Origin of the sequence: Saccharophagus sp. K07, assembly GCF_014336955.1 — a bacterium.
In the GTDB taxonomy this organism is placed as follows: Bacteria; Pseudomonadota; Gammaproteobacteria; order Pseudomonadales; family Cellvibrionaceae; genus UBA5868.
On sequence record NZ_QRAI01000001.1, the window covers coordinates 1,437,061 to 1,454,640 of the forward strand.

The window sequence follows — 17,580 nt, forward strand, 5'->3', positions numbered from 1 at the left end:
AACTGCTTGCATGCTTACCTCCGAAGCCGCCGTTACCATAGTTGCCAATGCGGTCTATATCACCGCCTTGATTGTGTGCGTGCTAATTGTGCCGAGTTTGATCGGTGGCTTGATCGTCAGCGTATTTCAGGCTGCAACCCAGATTAATGAGCAGATGCTGAGCTTTCTGCCGCGCTTGCTGATCACCCTGGGCATGTTGCTGTTTGCCGGAAACTGGATTCTGCAAACCTTGAAAGACCTGTTTATCGAAATCTTCAAGCAGGCAGGCATGCTCGTTGGTTAGTGCCCGTGAACGCACCGCTCTTTGAAGCCAGCCAATACCTGCATCTGCTGCAAGCCTACTGGTGGCCTTTCTGCCGCATACTCGCTGTGTTCAGCATGGCACCGCTGTTTAATCACAAGTCCATTTCCATTCGAGTGCGGGTGCTGCTCGCCTTGGCGCTGACCATTGCCTTGGGGGCGGCCTTACCCCAACCGCCGGTGATAGATCCGCTATCGCTGCGCGGGTTGATGACTGCCTTCGAACAAATCTTGTTTGGTGTGCTGTTGGGCTTGGCGCTGCAATTGGTATTCACCATTTTTATGGTGATCGGCGAAGTCGTATCGACCCAGATGGGTATGAGCATGGCGCGCTACAACGACCCGATGAACGGTGTTTCGTCATCGTCGATTGTGTATCAGGTGTATTTCATCCTGCTGGTGTTTCTGTTTTTTTCCATCGACGGCCATCTGCTCACCGTCAGTGTGCTCTACCAGAGCTTTATTTACTGGCCGATTGGCAGTGGCCTGCAGTTTCTCAGCGTCGCCAGTTTTGTGTTCTCCATCGCCTGGGTATTTTCCGCCGCCGTGCTGATTACCTTGCCGGTGGTTTTTTGTATGACGCTGGTGCAGTTCAGTTTTGGTCTGCTGAACCGTATTTCGCCAGCGATGAACCTGTTCTCGCTGGGTTTCCCGATTACCATTTTGATGGGCTTGCTGTGTGTTTACCTGACGCTGCCTAATCTGACCGAAGCCTATCTCCATCTGACGCGCACCCTGCTCGACAATATTGGCGCTATCCTGCAGGAGGCGCACCGTGTCTGAAGAGAACAGCTCCCAGGAAAAAACCGAAGAGGCCTCGGAACACAAACTCAAAAAGAGCAAAACCGAAGGCCAGGTGGCGCGCTCCAAAGATCTGGCGACTACTGTTTCGCTGCTTGCCACGCTGTTTGTACTAAAATTTTTTGTGGTGTTTTTTTACGAGCTTCTGCAGGAAAGTTTTCGCCTGTCCTATATAAATTTCTACAACAGCGAAGTGGGCCTGGACGATCTGCCCCTGATACTGGCACACAATCTGGTGCTGTTTATTACCTTGTTAATGCCCCTGCTGATTACCCCGCTGCTGGTGGTGACACTATCCCTAGTGCCCGGTGGATGGGTTTTTGCGGGTAAGAATTTTTATCCCAAATTCAGCAAGCTCAATCCGATTACCGGTCTGGGACGCATAGTGTCGATGCAGAACTGGGCCGAGCTGGCCAAATCGGTGCTCAAGATTTTGGTGTTGCTGACGGCGGCCTGGTATTTGATCGTCGATGCGATTCCGCAGCTGATCGCTCTCCAACGTACTAATCTGTTAAATGCTATTGGCAGTGCCTTGTCGCTGGCGTTCAACCTGATGCTGGTGCTGTTGCTGGTGTTTGTGGTGTTTTCGTTTATCGATATTCCACTGCAACGATTTTTCTTTCTCAAGAAAATGCGGATGACCAAACAAGAACGCAAAGAAGAACACAAAAATCAAGAAGGCCGGCCGGAAGTTAAAGCACGTATTAAACAGTTGCAGCGCCAGTTGCTGCAGCGACAGGTTAACCATGTGCTGAAAAAAGCCGATGTGGTCATAGTCAACCCGCAACACTACGCGGTGGCGTTGAAATACGATCCCAAAAAAGCCCAAGCGCCTTATGTGCTGGCCAAAGGTGCCGATGAAATGGCCCTCTATATTCGTAAGATCGCCGCGGGCCACGAATTGGAAGTGATTGAACTGCCGCCTCTGGCGCGCGCGATTTATTTTACGACCCAGGTCAACCAACAGATTCCAGCGCCGCTCTACACCGCCGTAGCTCACGTGTTGACCTACGTTTTGCAGCTACGGGCCTACCGTCAGGGGCGTCGAGCCAAACCGCAACTACCGGACAACCTTAATATTCCAGCCAGCATGGCGAACCAGGCATAACCATGACTTTATTAAATCAACTTGCTTCGACCTTCCGCAGTGGCCGTATCGGGATTCCGCTGCTTATTCTGTCGATTCTGGCGATGATCGTTTTGCCGCTGCCGCCGCAGCTGCTCGATGTTCTATTTACTTTCAATATTGCCATGGCGGTGCTGGTGTTGCTGGTGAGCGTCTCGTCGCGTAGCCCACTGGATTTCTCGCTGTTCCCCACGGTGATTCTGATTACCACTTTATTGCGTTTGTGTTTGAACGTGGCGTCCACGCGCGTCGTATTGCTGGAAGGACACACGGGAGCAGGAGCGGCCGGTAAAGTGATCGAGGCCTTTGGTGAAGTGGTCATCGGCGGCAATTTTATTGTCGGTCTGGTGGTATTCATCATTTTGATGATCGTGAACTTTATCGTTATCACCAAAGGTGGCGAACGTATTTCCGAGGTGACGGCGCGTTTTACCCTGGACGCCCTGCCCGGCAAGCAAATGGCGATTGACGCCGACCTCAACGCCGGTTTGATTAACCAGAATGAAGCCAAGGCACGCCGCCAGGAAATCGCCAAAGAAGCCGACTTTTACAGCGCTATGGATGGTGCCTCCAAATTTGTGCGCGGCGATGCAATTGCCGGAATTTTGATTCTGCTGATTAACTTGTTCGGTGGTTTTGCCATCGGCATATTTGTTCATGGATTGAGCGCGGGTGACGCTTTCCAGCAATATGCGCTACTGTCGATTGGTGATGGTCTGGTCGCGCAGATTCCAGCGATCTTACTGTCCACCGCGGCGGCGATTATCGTTACTCGCATCAACGAATCCTCAGACATTACCACCCAGGTTCACCGCCAATTACTGGCATCACCCTCCACGCTCTATACCGTAGCCGGGATTCTGGCGGTTATAGGTTTGGTGCCAGGTATGCCGCATATGGCGTTTCTGGGCTTCGGTGGGTTGATAGGGTTTATCGGCTGGTGTGTGGCGCGCAAAGGGCCGCCGGTGGATACGCCCAGTCAGGAAAAGCTGGATGCAATCAGCAAAGCGATGGAACAGGAACGTGCGCAGAGTCTGGTGTGGGACGATATTCCGGTGGTTGAGCGTTTATCCATTTCGCTCGGCTATAAATTGGTCAGTCTGGTGAATGAAGCCTCGGGCGCGCCCCTGGTGCAGCGCGTGCGCGGCGTGCGGCGAACCCTGTCGGAAAACCTCGGCTTTCTGCTGCCGGAAATCCAGATCCGCGACAGCCTGCGCTTGAAGGCCTCCCAGTACAGTATCTATATCAACGGCGAACGCATCGACGGAGCCGAGCTGCACGCCGATCGTTTGATGGCAATTCCCTCCCCCGAAATCTACGGCGAAGTGGACGGCATTTTGGGGACAGATCCGGCTTACCGCATGCCGGTGGTGTGGATTGAACCTGCCGATAAAGCTCGCGCGCTTAATCTGGGTTATCAGGTGATCGATTGCGCCAGCGTGGTGGCGACTCATTTGAACAAGGTCATCCGTGCGCACCTACCCGATATTCTCAAACTTGATGATGTCGACCAGTTGATGCAGCGTTTGGCGCTGGTGTCACCAAAGCTGGCAGAGACGCTCAAAGGCCAGCTCAGCCTGACCCAGCAATATCGCGTTTATCGCCAGCTAATGCAGGAAGAAGTGTCGCTGAAGGACATTGTCACCGTCGCTACGGCGCTGGTGGAAGGCAGCGAAACCACCAAAGATCCGGTGTTGCTGGCGTCTGATGTGCGCTACGCCTTGCGCCGCAGCATTATGACGAGCATCGCCGGAGAGCGTACGGAGATTTCGGTGTTTGTGTTGGATAACAACCTCGAAAATACCCTGCTCAGCGCACTCACTATTGCCCAGCAAGCGGGGCCGGTGAGTCTCGACAATATTCCGGTTGAACCCAACCTGCTCAACCAGCTGCAGACGACCATGCCAGTGGTTAAAGAAAAACTGCGTAAAGAGGGTCATCCGCCCATTCTTGCCGTAGTGCCGCAACTGCGCCCCTTACTGGCGCGTTATGCGCGGGTGTTTTGTCACGGCTTGCACGTGATATCGCAGAATGAGATTCCTGACAACGTCAGCGTCAATATCCTCGGTACGCTGGGTTAAGTGGCGGCCGTCGATGTTATTCATCGACGTTCGCGGAGCGTGAACTTACAGCTCTTATTTGATCCCGCGCGGCAATCAGCACCTGAACCAGCTTGCTGTATTCGGGTGAAGGTTTAGTCAGGGTGAAGCCCGATTCAAAGAAATCTTTTTTCTTGCTTTCCCGCGACCACATGCAGATCGCATCTATATCCAACACCGCCATTTCGTCTTCCGTAAGGCGCATTTTCAGCCGCAACGGCAGGCGCGTATCAACCTCTTGAAGGGTATCGCTGAGCAAGCGTAATCCGGTTTCGGAAAGATCGACCGCGTAGCCGAGCAGATAATCGTTATCGCGATTAAGGACTTTGATGCGGTACATGGGGAAGGTTAGACGACTGGTTCGGCGCATAATGATGAGTATCTTCAGTAAAAAGCGGGTTGACTGCCTATCGACAGCAACCGCACAAGCAGTAAAAAACCACGCCTGAATGCATGGAGTTCTTAATTCAAAGTTTTGAATCAATCACCCTTAAAAACAAGGCGACCAAGGGTTGGAAAAATTTAAGAAATGGCTCGTGGGCTTAGGGTATTCGCAGGACTCACACCTTTATTGGCTGTACCTTCCCTTCGTCACTCTCGCGTAGCGGGAGTCCATGCCTTTCGAGTCTGCGGTTTATGGATCCCCGCTGCGCGAGGATGACGGGGATGCACCTTTCCTTCGTCACTCTCGCGAAGCGGGAGTCCATGCCTCTCGAGTCTGCGGTTTAAGGATCCCCGCTGCGCGAGGATGACGGGGATGCACCCTTCCCTTCGTCACTCTCGCGTAGCGGGATTCCATACCTTCGAGTCTGCGGTTTAAGGATCCCCGCTGCGCGAGGATGACGGGGCTGCACCCTTCCTTCGTCACTCTCGCGAAGCGGGAGTCCACGTCTTCGAGTCTGTGGTTTATGGATCCCTGATGCGCGAGGATGACGGGGATGCACCTTTCCTTCGTCACTCTCGCGAAGCGGGAGTCCATGTCTTCGAGTCTGCGGTTTAAGGATCCCCGCTGCGCGAGGATGACGGGGATGCACCCTTCCCTTCGTCACTCTCGCGTAGCGGGATTCCATACCTTCGAGTCTGCGGTTTAAGGATCCCCGCTGCGCGAGGATGACGGGGCTGCACCCTTCCTTCGTCACTCTCGCGAAGCGGGAGTCCACGTCTTCGAGTCTGTGGTTTATGGATCCCCGCTGCGCGAGGATGGCGGGGATGCACCTTTCCTTCGTCACTCTCGCGAAGCGGGAGTCCATGCCTCTCGAGTCTGCGGTTTAAGGATCCCCGCTGCGCGAGGATGACGGGGATGCACCCTTCCTTCGTCACTCTCGCGTAGCGGGATTCCATACCTTCGAGTCTGCGGTTTAAGGATCCCCGCTGCGCGAGGATGACGGGGCTGCACCCTTCCTTCGTCACTCTCGCGAAGCGGGAGTCCACGTCTTCGAGTCTGTGGTTTATGGATCCCTGATGCGCGAGGATGACGGGGCTGCACTCTTCCTTCGTCACTCTCGCGTAGCGGGAGTCCATGTCTTCGAGTCTGCGGTTTATGGATCCCCGCTGCGCGAGGATGGCGGGGATGCACCTTTCCTTCGTCACTCTCGCGAAGCGGGAGTCCATGCCTCTCGAGTCTGCGGTTTAAGGATCCCCGCTGCGCGAGGATGACGGGGATGCACCTTTCCTTCGTCACTCTCGCGAAGCGGGAGTCCATGCCTCTCGAGTCTGCGGTTTAAGGATCCCCGCTGCGCGAGGATGACGGGGCTGCACCCTTCCTTCGTCACTCTCGCGTAGCGGGAGTCCATGCCTTCGAGTCTGCGGTTTATGGACCCCCGCTGCGCGAGGAGATGACGGTATCAATAACAAAATCGTCTATCTCAAAGGCATTAACAACGCAACCGCATAAACCAAAGGCGCCAGCAGTGCAGTTGCTACATTCCTACCCAGGTAAGGCAGAAAATCAGAAACAACAATCTGAGCTTGTTTCCGCAGTCCTCTGTAAGCACTGTATCCCAATGCAAGCGGTAGCAGCGTAATTGCTGCATACCATGGTGCTATGCCAATAAATATGGCGTATGCCATTGAGATGCCAGCCGCGATTAAAAAGATTCGATAGATTTGCAAACTTGCTGACACACCATAGCGAATAGGAAATGTTTTCCGCCCTACTTTTTTATCCGCTTCAACGTCGGGCAATTGATTTAGCAGCAATAAATTGTTCACCACACAAAATGGTACAAGCGAAAGCAATAACACGTGTATCAGATGTTTTGCGGTGACCAATTCCGGCGCGGTCACGCTGATATAGGTTCCAAGCACCATCAATGGACCAAATCCCAAACCCGGCGCTATCAAGCACAGCCAAGGTTGGCGATTGAGGATGCGAGTGTAGGCAAGGATGGTGACGACTCCGATCAAACCGAGAATAAGCAATGTTGATCCGACAATGTTGACAAGTGCAACGCCTATGGCAATTGTCAGCGCGAGTGAAACGCATGCTGCTGCTAACACCCAGAACTGGGCGTGTGGTTGTTCCGGAAGTGCGCCGCTGCCACCGCTAAATGGGGTTTTATTGGTAAGTGAATCAAGACCGCTGGTAAAGTCGAAATATTCATTAAAGGTATTGGCGGCGATATGCGCAGAGACGGCTCCTATCATCACTAACACAGCTAATTTCAGGGAAATTTCACCGTGAAAATGTATGCCAGCGGCAATGCCCAGTAATACGCAAACCGGTGTGAGAAGTAAAAATGCCGGGCGCGTGGAGCGCATTACGGCGAGAGATATAGTTGACATAAATTAGCTCTGAAATTTTTATTATTTGATTAACGCCATTTGCCGTCTCATATACGCAATCTGCTGCGCAAGCGGCAATTCCTTTGGACATACATCTTCACACCCAAGCAACGTCATACAGCCAAATACACCGCTTTCGTCACCGATAACTTGATAATAGTCAGCATCCTCGCGAGTATCGCGCGGGTCGAGTTTGAAGCGAGCGAGCTGCAATAAACCTACAGCGCCGACGAAGTCGGGGCGCATTTGTGCTGTGCCGCAGGCGGCGACGCAGCAGCCGCACTCAATACAGCGTTCCAATTCGTAGATTTTTTCCGCGAGGTCGGGATCTTGTCGCTCTTCCAGTGCGTCCAGGGAGATTGTTTCCTCTGCCCGGTGCAGCCAAGTCTGCACGCGTTCGGCCATATGGCGCATCCATTTGCCGGTATTAACTGAGAGATCGCCGATCAGTTCGAAGCCGGGCAAAGGCGCGAGTTGTACATGGTCGGGCAGATCACGGGTCAGTGTGCGACAGGCCAAAGCCGGTTTGCCGTTGATAATCATGGCGCAGCTGCCACATACACCGGCGCGGCAGACAAAATCGAATTGCAAACTTGCATCCTGCTGTTCGCGAATTTCATTTAAGGCGATAAATAAAGTCGTGCCCTCCCCCTCCTCCACTTCAAAGGTTTGCAGATAGGGAGTGATATCCGGTTCGGAAGGGTTATGACGCAGCACGGTGATACGCAATTTGCGCGGTGTTTCCTGAGTAGCTATTTCGCGTGCAGGAATTAAATTCATACAGGTTCCTCCTGAAAGCGCGCATTTTTGCCGCGCAGACTTTCCGGCAATAAATGTTCGAACGGCATGAGTTCCCGCTGTAATTCATAACGGTTTTTATCCTGAGCGCGCGCGGCTTCCACTTCGGCCTGACGTTGCGCAGTATGTGGATGCTCGATCCGTTCTTTCGCACCGTAGCCACGCCAACCCGGCGGTAACTCCATGCGCATGACATCCAAAGGCTCATAGCGCAACGTGGGGGCCATTTGTTCGGGATCTTCCCAGGTGGCCAGCGTCCGGCAGAGCCAGTCGCGATCATTGCGCATGGGAAAATCCGCGCGGAAATGCGCGCCGCGACTTTCTTCACGTTGCAGAGCACCTTGCGCAATACACAGCGCGAGTTTGAGCATGCTTCCCGAGCGATAGGCGCTCACCAGTTCGGGATTGGCGCCGCGTGCGCTGCTTTTTACTCCAATATGTTTCGCGCGTTGTAACAATGACTGTAATTGAGTGACAGCCTCCCGCAGTGCTTCACCAGTGCGATAAATGCCGACTTTTTCCGACATGATGCTGCGCATGTCTTCAATAATGCGCACGGGATTTTCCGAGCCGGTAAATGAGGAGAGTAATTTCTGCTGCGCGGCCACGGCCTGCTGAACGACGCCCGCAGAAAAACGAAAATCTGCGCTGGAGGATTCGATAAAATCGGCCATATATTCGCCGACGATCATGCCGCCGACCACGGTTTCCGCCAGGGAATTTCCACCCAGGCGATTAAATCCGTGCATATCCCAGCAGGCGGCTTCGCCGACTGCAAACAGGCCGCGCAATTGCGGTGATTGACCGGTGTGGTCGGTACGCACGCCGCCCATGGAATAGTGTTGTGCGGGGCGCACGGGAATGAGTTTTTCGACCGGATCTATACCGAGAAAATAGTGGCAGATTTCGTTGACCTCACGCAGGCGCGTGGTGATGTGCTCTTTGCCGAGCAAGCGAATATCCAACCATAAATGGTCGCCGAAGCGGCTTTTTACACCTTTGCCGTTGCGAATATGGTGTTCCATCCAACGGGATACCACATCGCGCGACGCCAGCTCTTTTTTCTCTGGCTCGTATTCCGCCATAAAACGGTTGCCGTCCACATCCAGCAATAATCCGCCGTCGCCGCGACAGCCCTCGGTCACCAAAATGCCCGAGGGGACAATCGCGGTGGGATGGAATTGAACGGCTTCCATATTGCCGAGGCTGGCGATGCCCGTTTCCAGCGCCATGGCCGCGCCCATGCCTTCGTTAATTACTGCGTTAGTGGTGGTGCGGTAAAGTCGCCCGCAACCGCCCGTAGCAATGGCCACCGCTTTGGCGATATAGACAAGCAGTTGCCCGGTGGCGAGATTGCGCACCACCGCGCCGCAACAGCGCCCGTCTTCGTGAATCAAACTCAGCGCTTCCATGCGCTCGTGGACCGGAATTTGTTCGGCAATAGCCTGGTTGCTCATGGTGTACAACAGCGAATGGCCGGTGCCATCGGATACATAACAGGTTCGCCACTTTGCGGTACCGCCAAAATTGCGCGCATCGATTAATCCGTGTGTGCCCTCGGCTTCTTTTAATGTCACCGATTTACCATCGACCACACTGTGGCGATCGCCCGCGCGCACGCGGTTCCAGGGTACACCCCAGGCAGCAAGTTCGCGCACGGCTTTTGGCGCGGTATGCACAAACATGCGCACCACTTCCTGATCCGCGCCCCAATCGGAACCGCGCACCGTATCGAGAAAATGAACATCCTCGTTATCGCCCTGCCCCTTCACACTGTTGCCCAGGCTGGCCTGCATGCCGCCCTGCGCGGTTGCCGAATGGGAGCGTTTTGCGGGCACCAAACTTAAAACAATCGCGTCAAATCCGCGTCGGCGCACGCCTATGGCGGTACGCAAACCCGCAAGGCCGCCGCCGATAATCAGCGCATCGGTATGCACAATTTCCATCACTCACCTCCGAGTTTGGCGGCAGGCACATAACGCTCGCCCGCGCGGTCCGCATGTTCGATGCCAATTTTCATATAGGCCCCTAAAGTGGTAAGCCCCAGGACTATAAAGAAAATCGTGATGCCCCATTTGATCTTCTGCAAACGGCGACGATTGCGCTTGGGGTTATCGCCAAGAAAAACGCCCCACTTCAACAACAGGCGATAAAAGCCGATACCGCCGTGCAGCTCCACCGCAAACAGCATCACCAAGTAAAGCGGCCACATTCGTCCCGTCCACACGCGGTCGGATGAGGCGTAAGGGCCTATATCGCTGGGGTGAAAGGCCATTTGATAAAGATGGACTGAGGCGAGAAAAAACAGCGCAAAACCGGTGATTACCTGCAGCACCCAAAGCAGCGTGTCCGGATGGCGGAACCAGCCCAGGTGCTGGGACAGAGCGCGATACTGGCTGAAACTTGAGGGAAACTTGCGCAGCGCAAGCAATGCATGCACGGCAAACAATATAAACACCACCGCCGCCACTATGCTCACCAAAAACGGATAGGGTTTGCCGAAAATCGGCTCCCCTTCAAACATGCGAGCCACAAAATACATGGCGTCCTTGCCCAGCAAAATGCTGGACACAAACCCCATATGTGCCCACATAAACAACACCAACAGCAGCCCGGTAACGCCCTGAATAACATCCAGGCGCGCCGGCCAACGACTGATTGGAGCAACCATAACAAGACCTCGTAAAGGAGTCGGTTGTGCGAACGGTACTTTATATAACTGGTTTTAGAAATGAGAAAAACGCAATGGGCGAGCTGAAAATTGATTTAAATCAGGAGTCGCCGAATTTTTGTACGACCTGAAATCCGTGATAGATCGGTCGATGTACCTCTTTGAATGTTTTTAAAGTCCTCTCCCTCTGGGAGAGGATTTAAGTGTGTGCAAACCGGCAACATAGGTAACAAAACAAACCGGGAACATGGGTTACACAAGTTATGGTATGAGCAAGGAGGACTTGCTTATGCCCTGGAACGAGACTTGTGTGATGGATTTGAAGATGCAGTTGATCGCTGACTGGCTGCGACAGGAAAGCAGCATCAGTGAATTAGCCCGAGGTTATGGCTTAAGCCGCAAAACGGTTTATAAGTGGGTGACGCGTTATCAGGATGAAGGAGCGTCTGGCCTACAAGATCGCTCACGTGCTCCCAAGCATTGCCCGCACGCGGTGGCAGATGAAGTGGCAGACAAAATATTAGCCGCAAAACGTAGCCACCCAAGCTTTGGGCCCAAGAAGGTTATGGACCTGCTGCGCCGCAAGCAGCCTCAGGTTAGCTGGCCAGCAGATAGTACGGCGGGAGACCTGCTGAAGGCTGCGGGACTGGTAAAAAATCGGCGCTACAAGAAGCCTTATCCAGCTGACCCTCAACCTTTTGAGTTGGGAGACCGCAACAATGCGTTATGGAGCGTGGATTACAAAGGACAATACCCGACAACCAATGGTCGTTGGTGTTACCCGTTGACGCTGACCGACAATGGCAGTCGTTATCTGCTGTGTTCTCAAGGTGTAACGGCTACGGATTATGCGCAAGCCAAGCCCATTCTTGAATGGACGTTCAAGAAATACGGGTTACCTGAAGGCATAGATCATCACCGAGGCGTATGCCACGGGGCCTGCTGTGACCTTCCCGCGTACTACCAGCATCTCTGGTTCGGGTTCACCCTTGGCTTTCGAACTTCCAACCGCCCAAGCAACTCCGCCAGCCGCGCCAACAGCCCCAACCTGCAACCACATGGGAAGTTCGTGATCGTCGGACTGATCGTCCTGTGCCTGAGATTGGGTAGTCGGAATTGCTTGACCCGACGCTATAGCCGCGCTCACCTCAGAATCAATTTGAGCGATTTCATCAGCTTGAGCTTTTTCCGCGTCCTCAGCTAACAGTTTTTCCTTTTCTTCATCATTACGTCCCGTTTTGCGCGGACGTTTCACGTTTTGTTTAGCTGCGGGCGTCGGTGGGTGGGTAGCGTCGGCTGCCGCGGCAGGATGTGCAGATGCAGGTTTTTTTCCGACTGCAGATGCAGCAGGGTTGGATTGGCTGGTTGCGGGTGACTTAGGTGTGTTTGACATGGCTAACTCTGCGTGACGGTTGATGCTTTTTTAGGCCCGATTGACGACCGGGCTTCACTTGTCCAGCCCATAGCACAAGGCATCGGCTGACAAAAACGCTTAAAACAGGAAGAGTGTAGTGAAACTACTTAAACTGCGCAGAATGATTTTTTATATATTTTTTTGGCGTTTCTGGTGTTTTATGTGCCATATGGTTCGAAGGTGAGCAGAGATGATCATTTGAGCAGGTAGTCGTCGCCAGTCGCACCCCACACGGGCTGGAGTATCTGGTCGCGATGGACCACATGACCGGGCCTTGCGCACAAGAGCAGCAGAACCTTCATGACTTTGGGTTCTATTTGATGCTGCGCGCCTTGCACTTCGATGCGGTTAAGGGACGGGGTGATCAGTGCCTCGCCTAAATAAAAGGCTTCCGCAGTTTTGAATCGGTGATCGGCATCCAAGTTTGTCGGCAGGTCTTTTGGCAGTGTCAATGAAGGTCCCCTCTTTCTGTTCACACCGATTTGTCGAATCTTAACAAGCAATTACGGAGCATCCCGCTTCAGATCTTCACAAATAATTCCTGGGATCGCCGCGAGTACGTCCATGTAGGCTCTCTCACAGTCGTCCTGACTGTGAGAGTCCTAGGAATTATTTCTGGAGCTCTTCCGCTCGATCAGTGCAAGGTGGAATAAGGTTAGAGAAACTATAGAAAACCTATATCTTCCCTCCATTCATTCCCCTCGCCTATCCCTGTCTAATCACGGCAACCTGTTAATCAAGGAGCCGTGTATGAACCGTTTTCCTTCGGTAAATATTATTCTGACAACTCTGGTTGTAGCGCTTCCGCTCAGTCTCCAGGCTGAAGAGCCGGATGGCAAGCGGTTATATGAGCAGAACTGCGCGTCTTGCCACGGCATGCAGTTTCAAGGTTCTGGTATAGGGCCGGCGCTCTCCCCTAGTACTTATATGTATGGCGGTCAGGAATGGGATGTTTTTCGGATCGCCAAAAATGGTCTGGCCTCCAGAGGTATGCCCGCCTTTGGCAGCATCCTGAGCGATGATGAGATTAACGCCATCGCCAAATATGTGCCCACCCGTAAACCTGCTTCGGAAGAACAGCAGGAGGAAGCCGCACCAGAGCCACCCAAGTTTGATCCGGCGCCCGGCAAGGTATCCACCCTGGATTACGAAGTGAATCTGGAGGTGATAACCGACAAGCTGGATACCCCTTGGGCGATTGCTTTCCCGGATGCCAATACAGTGTTAGTCACCGAGCGCGTCGGTCGGTTGCGCGTGATCAAAAACGGCAAGCTCGACGATAGACCTATAGCTGGCACACCCGAGGTACTGGTGAATCCGCATAAGTGGAATCAAGGTGGCTTGTTGGATATAGCGCTGGACCCGGATTACGCCAAAAATGGTTGGATCTATCTTTCCTACAGCCATCCAATACCCAACAAAGCCGATCCTGACAATCCGTTAGGCATGACCCGTGTGGTGCGCGGCAAAATCAAAGATCACAAATGGACGCAGCAGGAAGTGATTTTTGAAGCAGCGCCCGAGGATTACATCGACCACTTCTGGCATTACGCAGGCCGTTTGACATTCGATCGACAGGGATATCTGTATTTTTCCGTCGGCGATCGCGGCTTGCTCGAGCAGGCGCGCGAGCCGGGCAAACCTTTTGGCAAATTTCATCGATTGCACCCGGACGGACGCGTTCCGGCTGATAACCCGTTCCGCAATAAGCCTGGAGCCTTGCCGTCACTTTTCAGCTTGGGGCACCGCAATCCTCAGGGCTTGGCAATTCATCCAGAAACTGGGCAGCTTTGGTCGACCGAACACGGTCCGCGCGGTGGCGATGAACTCAATATTCTCAAACCGGGTGGCGACTACGGCTGGCCGAATGTGAGTTATGGAATCAACTACGAGGGCACCATTTTGACCCCGCATACGCGCATGGATGGCGTTGAGCAGCCGGTGATTTATTGGCGCCCTTCCATCGGTGTGTCCGGCATGACCTTTTATCAAGGTCGGCAATTTCCTCTGTGGCAAAACAAAATTCTGGTCACCGCACTCGGCCAGAGGCAATTGCGCTTGCTGACTCTGGATGGCGAACGTGTTCAGCACGAGGAAATTCTCGTGCGATTCGAAGGCCGGCCCTATGAACCCGCCGTCGCGCCGGATGGCTCGATTTATGTCGTTACGGATTCGCCTGGAAAGTTGTTGCGGTTAACCGCAGCCGTAGAGCGAAAACTTTAGTTCATCTACGTGGAGGGAAAACAATGAAAATTCAAATTCAGCTGTTTTTTGCAGCAGCAGTTTCAACCACTTCCTCATTTGTTTTAGCCGCAAATGAAGAGGAAAAAATAAGCGCATTGCAGTGGAGCCATATCCAAAAAATGAATGCCAGGTGTTTGGAGCATGCGCGCAAGTCGAAACAAGATGTGGCAATCGCCATTTATGATCAGGGAGGGATTTTATTGAGCTTTACCCAAACCGACGGTGCGGCGCCCGCCACAGGAGAGGTTGCGCGTTGGAAGGGAACTTCGGCGGCGTACTACCGCCTCGCCACCGCCAAAACTGCCGAATGGGGAATCCCCGCCTTACCCAAAATCGCCATCGTTCAAGGCGGATTACCTATTTTTTCCGCTGATGGAAAACCGCTGGGTGGTATAGGTGTTTCCGGCGCTCCGCCGGAATTTGATGAAGAGTGCGCCGCCTTGGCAACTCAGGCAGCGGGTTTGCGCAATTAAGCTAAGAAAAAGGCGGCAGCGACAAAGAAAATCAAATCTCTTGTTCACTTTCATAACCATGCAACCGAATAATTTCGGTTGCAACTGACATGCGGAAAAACTCTATTAGTGCTTTTGCCGCCGTATTGTGCTCGCCATTTTTTAATAAAACGGCATCTTGACGAATTGGCGTGTGCAGATTTGTCGGAACGCGCCAAAATGCTTTTTCAGTATTTATAACCTGCGAGAGTGCAACAAAACCCAGATCGGCATTGCCGGTTTCGACAAATTGGAATGTCTGAGCAATATTTTCTCCCTGTACCAGCTTGGGTTTTAATTTCTCGTATACACCAAGCGTTTGCATAACCTCAACGGCAGCCGCTCCGTAAGGGGCAAGTTTGGGGTTTGCTATGGCGAGTTTGTCAAAGTTTCCCGCAAGCAGGTTTTTGCCCGCATAATCCACAAGGTTTGGTCTTTTGGAAAAAAGCGCTAATGCACCTGTGGCGTAGGTAAAGCGAGTGCCTGGGACGGTGAAACCTTCGTTTTCTAAAACCAGTGGGACGGACTGATCAGCGGAGAGAAATATATGGAAAGGCGCGCCGTTTTTGATTTGCGCGTAAAACTTGCCAGACGATCCGGTGGCTAGTTTGATTTTGTGATTGGTTTCTTTTTCGAAAGCAGCGGCAATTTCCGTCATAGGAGCGGAGAAATTAGCCGCGACGGCGACTAGGACTTCCTCTGCTGTGGCCGATATACAAAATAATGCAATGACACCTAGGAAAAAGAGTCTTCCCAACATGAAGATTTGCTCGTCTAGAGGTCCAGATAGTCGCTAGCCTAATCGAACTGCGGGCATAGTGCGATATCACGTGGCTGTCTGCGGCTTGATAATCAGAATTTTTTCCGCTTCGCCTTTGGTGATAATTACATCTGCTTCGGCGGGACCTGAGGTGAAACCTATAATCTGTCCTGGTTCCAATTCGATTTCCACTTGATACCCATTGTCACTTACCAGTTTGATAGCGACTTTGGATTGGCTGGTGTTTTCTATACTGGCTCTATCGCCCGGAAAAATAGTTTCAAACATACATAACCTGCTTTGGTTGATGGTTTGTTATCTCACTCGAGTCAAACTTTCGACGGCAAGTTCGAGTGCCTTGTACATATCCAGCCTTGCTGATCGGCCAATATCCGGATGATCCAATTGCTGATAGCGTTCGGACGGCAAGATCGGGGCTGTCAAATCCTGTGCATCTGGCGATTCAAAATCGCTGCGTTCGCCAATTGTCATGGAGCTCCGGCGCAGCAGTATGCGCACTTGCTCGGGAGTTAATTCCGGATTGATCGATAACATGGCGGCTATGGTTGCCGTTACTAAAGGTGCGGCGTAGGAAGTTCCGCAATGCTGTTTGGATTGTTCTCCGATTTGAGTCGTAGAGCCCTGGATACAGGCCGCCGCCGTCAGGTCGACTCGTTTATCCATGTTCGATGATTTGCGCCGTTTGACAAAATCGGGATCGGTCACATTGGTACTTTTGGCGCTGCGTTGATGCCCGCCTATGACCAGTAGTTGGTCCGTGACCAGTGCGGAAGGCAAGCGAAAATCATCCTGTCCTGTTGGAGCCGCACTGTTGCCTGCGGAGTTGACCACCATCACATCTGGATGGTGCTGTCTGAGCCAAAGGAAAAACTCTTCTATCAGTTCTTCGTAACCGCTCATGGCAATGCCGGAGCGAACGCTTGAATCCAATGTTTTATTAGAGATGTTTTTGGTTCCGACTCTATGAAATCCCCAACTCCAGTTGAGAATGCGTACACCGTCTTCCACAAGATTGACGGAGGCCGCGATATTCGCCGTAATGCCTGCGTCGGAATTTCGGTCGACGATAATATCAATGCGCGGAGCTGCAGAATTTAGCCCTCGCAAAAATCCTTTATTGCCTCCTTCACCCCATTCCGCTGCCAGAACTCCTGTTACAGAAGTGCCGTGATTATCCGGGTTTTCTGCGTCTCGGGCATAAACGCACAGGTTTGATTTTTCCGCCGCACAGCCGCCGAGATAAGAAGCAAAATCAGGCGCGTCAAAATCGACATTGCGCTCGATTACTCCAATTTTTATGGCATAAGGTTGGATAGAGTTTGCTTCTGCAAATCGGCGTCGGTAATAATCGACAGCGTCGTAAAATCGATTTGCATCCAGTTCATCGTTATTTTTATTTTTCTTTGTCGGATCCGTTTTATCACCCTCCTCGCCTTTGTCTTCGGGAGCGGTTTCTTCTATAACAACTGCGTCCACTACATCTTCATTGCCCAAGCGCAAAACGTAGGCATCGCGCTCGATCAGAGTTTTAATTGGCAAGCGCAATTGATAAGTGTTAAGTGGCGGAATCATTCCGACAATGTCCGCGCCATATTTTCTGGCTAGGCGCTCGCTTTCTTTAAGTCCATCGTGTTGTTCTTCGATAATAATGCTGACCAGATCCAGATAGGTGTTAATGCCATCGTCGTTTTTCACCACTCCATCTTTGCCTGCCGCGACCACATGGCTATTTTGCAAACTTACCCAAATGGCGTTGCTTTTTTTATCTCCCTTTTGCAGCCAGAGCGGACCACTGGTTAGCTTTGGTGACGAAAGATCTACCTGAAGCGTGTGGGGTTTAGCGTCCAATTTTTTGTAGCGAAAATCGCGTCCCTGGAATTTTATTTGTACATCCCGCGTCACTTCGTCGGGCGTTTGAATGCAATAAAGGCGCTTGGAAAGATCCAAGAGGTCGCCACACCGTTCTATATGTAGAATTCTCAGAGAATTGGCTATAGCAACGACCGGCATTAACAGAATTGGCATCATAATAAAGGATCGTTTTAATGCCATGGAGGCTCCAGTGTTTCGT

The 17,580-nt window shown here is 52.5% G+C and carries 16 protein-coding genes; 7 read left to right on the forward strand and 9 right to left on the reverse strand.

Annotated features, from left to right (window positions below; genetic code table 11):
* Positions 1–10 precede the first annotated feature (10 nt).
* The 4 genes from DWB84_RS06265 to DWB84_RS06280 are packed head-to-tail and all read left to right on the forward strand — an operon-like array spanning position 11 to position 4,308.
* The gene (locus DWB84_RS06265; protein WP_187408845.1) at positions 11–283 is read left to right on the forward strand and encodes a flagellar biosynthetic protein FliQ; all 273 of its coding nucleotides are present in this window, start codon (positions 11–13) and stop codon (positions 281–283) included.
* A 5-nt stretch (positions 284–288) separates the two neighbouring features.
* The gene (gene fliR / locus DWB84_RS06270; RefSeq protein ID WP_187408846.1) at positions 289–1,083 is read left to right on the forward strand and encodes a flagellar biosynthetic protein FliR; all 795 of its coding nucleotides are present in this window, start codon (positions 289–291) and stop codon (positions 1,081–1,083) included.
* Positions 1,076–2,209, forward strand: a complete 1,134-nt coding sequence (gene flhB / locus DWB84_RS06275; RefSeq protein WP_187408847.1) for a flagellar biosynthesis protein FlhB — start codon at positions 1,076–1,078, stop codon at positions 2,207–2,209. Before fliR ends, flhB begins: the two co-directional genes overlap by 8 nt.
* Positions 2,210–2,211: 2 nt before the next feature.
* Positions 2,212–4,308: a flagellar biosynthesis protein FlhA gene (locus DWB84_RS06280; protein ID WP_187408848.1), complete on the forward strand. Its 2,097-nt coding sequence runs from the start codon at positions 2,212–2,214 to the stop codon at positions 4,306–4,308.
* 16 nt (positions 4,309–4,324) lie between these two features.
* On the opposite strand, the gene DWB84_RS06285 is transcribed toward DWB84_RS06280, so the two are convergent.
* The 5 genes from DWB84_RS06285 to DWB84_RS06305 all read right to left on the reverse strand — a co-directional run bounded on the left by DWB84_RS06285 (position 4,325) and on the right by DWB84_RS06305 (position 10,579).
* The gene (locus tag DWB84_RS06285; protein ID WP_187408849.1) at positions 4,325–4,696 is read right to left on the reverse strand and encodes a PilZ domain-containing protein; all 372 of its coding nucleotides are present in this window, start codon (positions 4,694–4,696) and stop codon (positions 4,325–4,327) included.
* 1,490 nt (positions 4,697–6,186) lie between these two features.
* Positions 6,187–7,110 carry a prenyltransferase gene (locus tag DWB84_RS06290; RefSeq protein WP_187408850.1) on the reverse strand — a complete coding sequence of 308 codons (924 nt, stop codon included), beginning with the start codon at positions 7,108–7,110 and terminating at the stop codon, positions 6,187–6,189.
* A 21-nt stretch (positions 7,111–7,131) separates the two neighbouring features.
* Positions 7,132–7,890 carry a fumarate reductase iron-sulfur subunit gene (locus tag DWB84_RS06295; protein WP_187408851.1) on the reverse strand — a complete coding sequence of 253 codons (759 nt, stop codon included), beginning with the start codon at positions 7,888–7,890 and terminating at the stop codon, positions 7,132–7,134.
* Positions 7,887–9,854 carry a fumarate reductase flavoprotein subunit gene (locus DWB84_RS06300; protein ID WP_187408852.1) on the reverse strand — a complete coding sequence of 656 codons (1,968 nt, stop codon included), beginning with the start codon at positions 9,852–9,854 and terminating at the stop codon, positions 7,887–7,889. Before DWB84_RS06300 ends, DWB84_RS06295 begins: the two co-directional genes overlap by 4 nt.
* Positions 9,854–10,579 (reverse strand): fumarate reductase cytochrome b subunit, encoded by a 726-nt coding sequence (locus tag DWB84_RS06305; RefSeq protein ID WP_187408853.1) that lies wholly within the window; start codon positions 10,577–10,579, stop codon positions 9,854–9,856. The genes DWB84_RS06300 and DWB84_RS06305 overlap by 1 nt, the downstream gene beginning before the upstream one ends.
* Before the next feature lie 289 nt (positions 10,580–10,868).
* On the opposite strand from DWB84_RS06305, the gene DWB84_RS06310 reads away from it, so the two are divergent.
* Positions 10,869–11,783, forward strand: coding sequence for a helix-turn-helix domain-containing protein (locus DWB84_RS06310; RefSeq protein WP_222868019.1), 915 nt, complete (start codon positions 10,869–10,871; stop codon positions 11,781–11,783).
* A 404-nt stretch (positions 11,784–12,187) separates the two neighbouring features.
* Here DWB84_RS06310 and DWB84_RS06315 read toward each other — a convergent pair whose 3' ends face one another.
* Positions 12,188–12,445: a winged helix-turn-helix domain-containing protein gene (locus DWB84_RS06315; RefSeq protein WP_187408854.1), complete on the reverse strand. Its 258-nt coding sequence runs from the start codon at positions 12,443–12,445 to the stop codon at positions 12,188–12,190.
* Positions 12,446–12,743: 298 nt separating this feature from the next.
* On the opposite strand from DWB84_RS06315, the gene DWB84_RS06320 reads away from it, so the two are divergent.
* Together DWB84_RS06320 and DWB84_RS06325 are read left to right on the forward strand one after the other, a co-directional pair.
* Positions 12,744–14,216 (forward strand): PQQ-dependent sugar dehydrogenase, encoded by a 1,473-nt coding sequence (locus tag DWB84_RS06320; RefSeq protein ID WP_187408855.1) that lies wholly within the window; start codon positions 12,744–12,746, stop codon positions 14,214–14,216.
* Positions 14,217–14,239: 23 nt separating this feature from the next.
* Positions 14,240–14,710 carry a heme-binding protein gene (locus DWB84_RS06325; RefSeq protein WP_187408856.1) on the forward strand — a complete coding sequence of 157 codons (471 nt, stop codon included), beginning with the start codon at positions 14,240–14,242 and terminating at the stop codon, positions 14,708–14,710.
* A gap of 31 nt (positions 14,711–14,741) precedes the next feature.
* On the opposite strand, the gene modA is transcribed toward DWB84_RS06325, so the two are convergent.
* The 3 genes from modA to DWB84_RS06340 all read right to left on the reverse strand — a co-directional run bounded on the left by modA (position 14,742) and on the right by DWB84_RS06340 (position 17,561).
* Positions 14,742–15,488, reverse strand: coding sequence for a molybdate ABC transporter substrate-binding protein (modA, locus tag DWB84_RS06330; protein ID WP_187408857.1), 747 nt, complete (start codon positions 15,486–15,488; stop codon positions 14,742–14,744).
* 66 nt (positions 15,489–15,554) lie between these two features.
* On the reverse strand, positions 15,555–15,776 hold the full coding sequence (locus DWB84_RS06335; RefSeq protein WP_187408858.1) for a hypothetical protein: 222 nt from the start codon (positions 15,774–15,776) through the stop codon (positions 15,555–15,557).
* A 27-nt stretch (positions 15,777–15,803) separates the two neighbouring features.
* Positions 15,804–17,561 carry a S8/S53 family peptidase gene (locus DWB84_RS06340; RefSeq protein WP_187408859.1) on the reverse strand — a complete coding sequence of 586 codons (1,758 nt, stop codon included), beginning with the start codon at positions 17,559–17,561 and terminating at the stop codon, positions 15,804–15,806.
* Between the last annotated feature and the right edge of the window lie 19 nt (positions 17,562–17,580).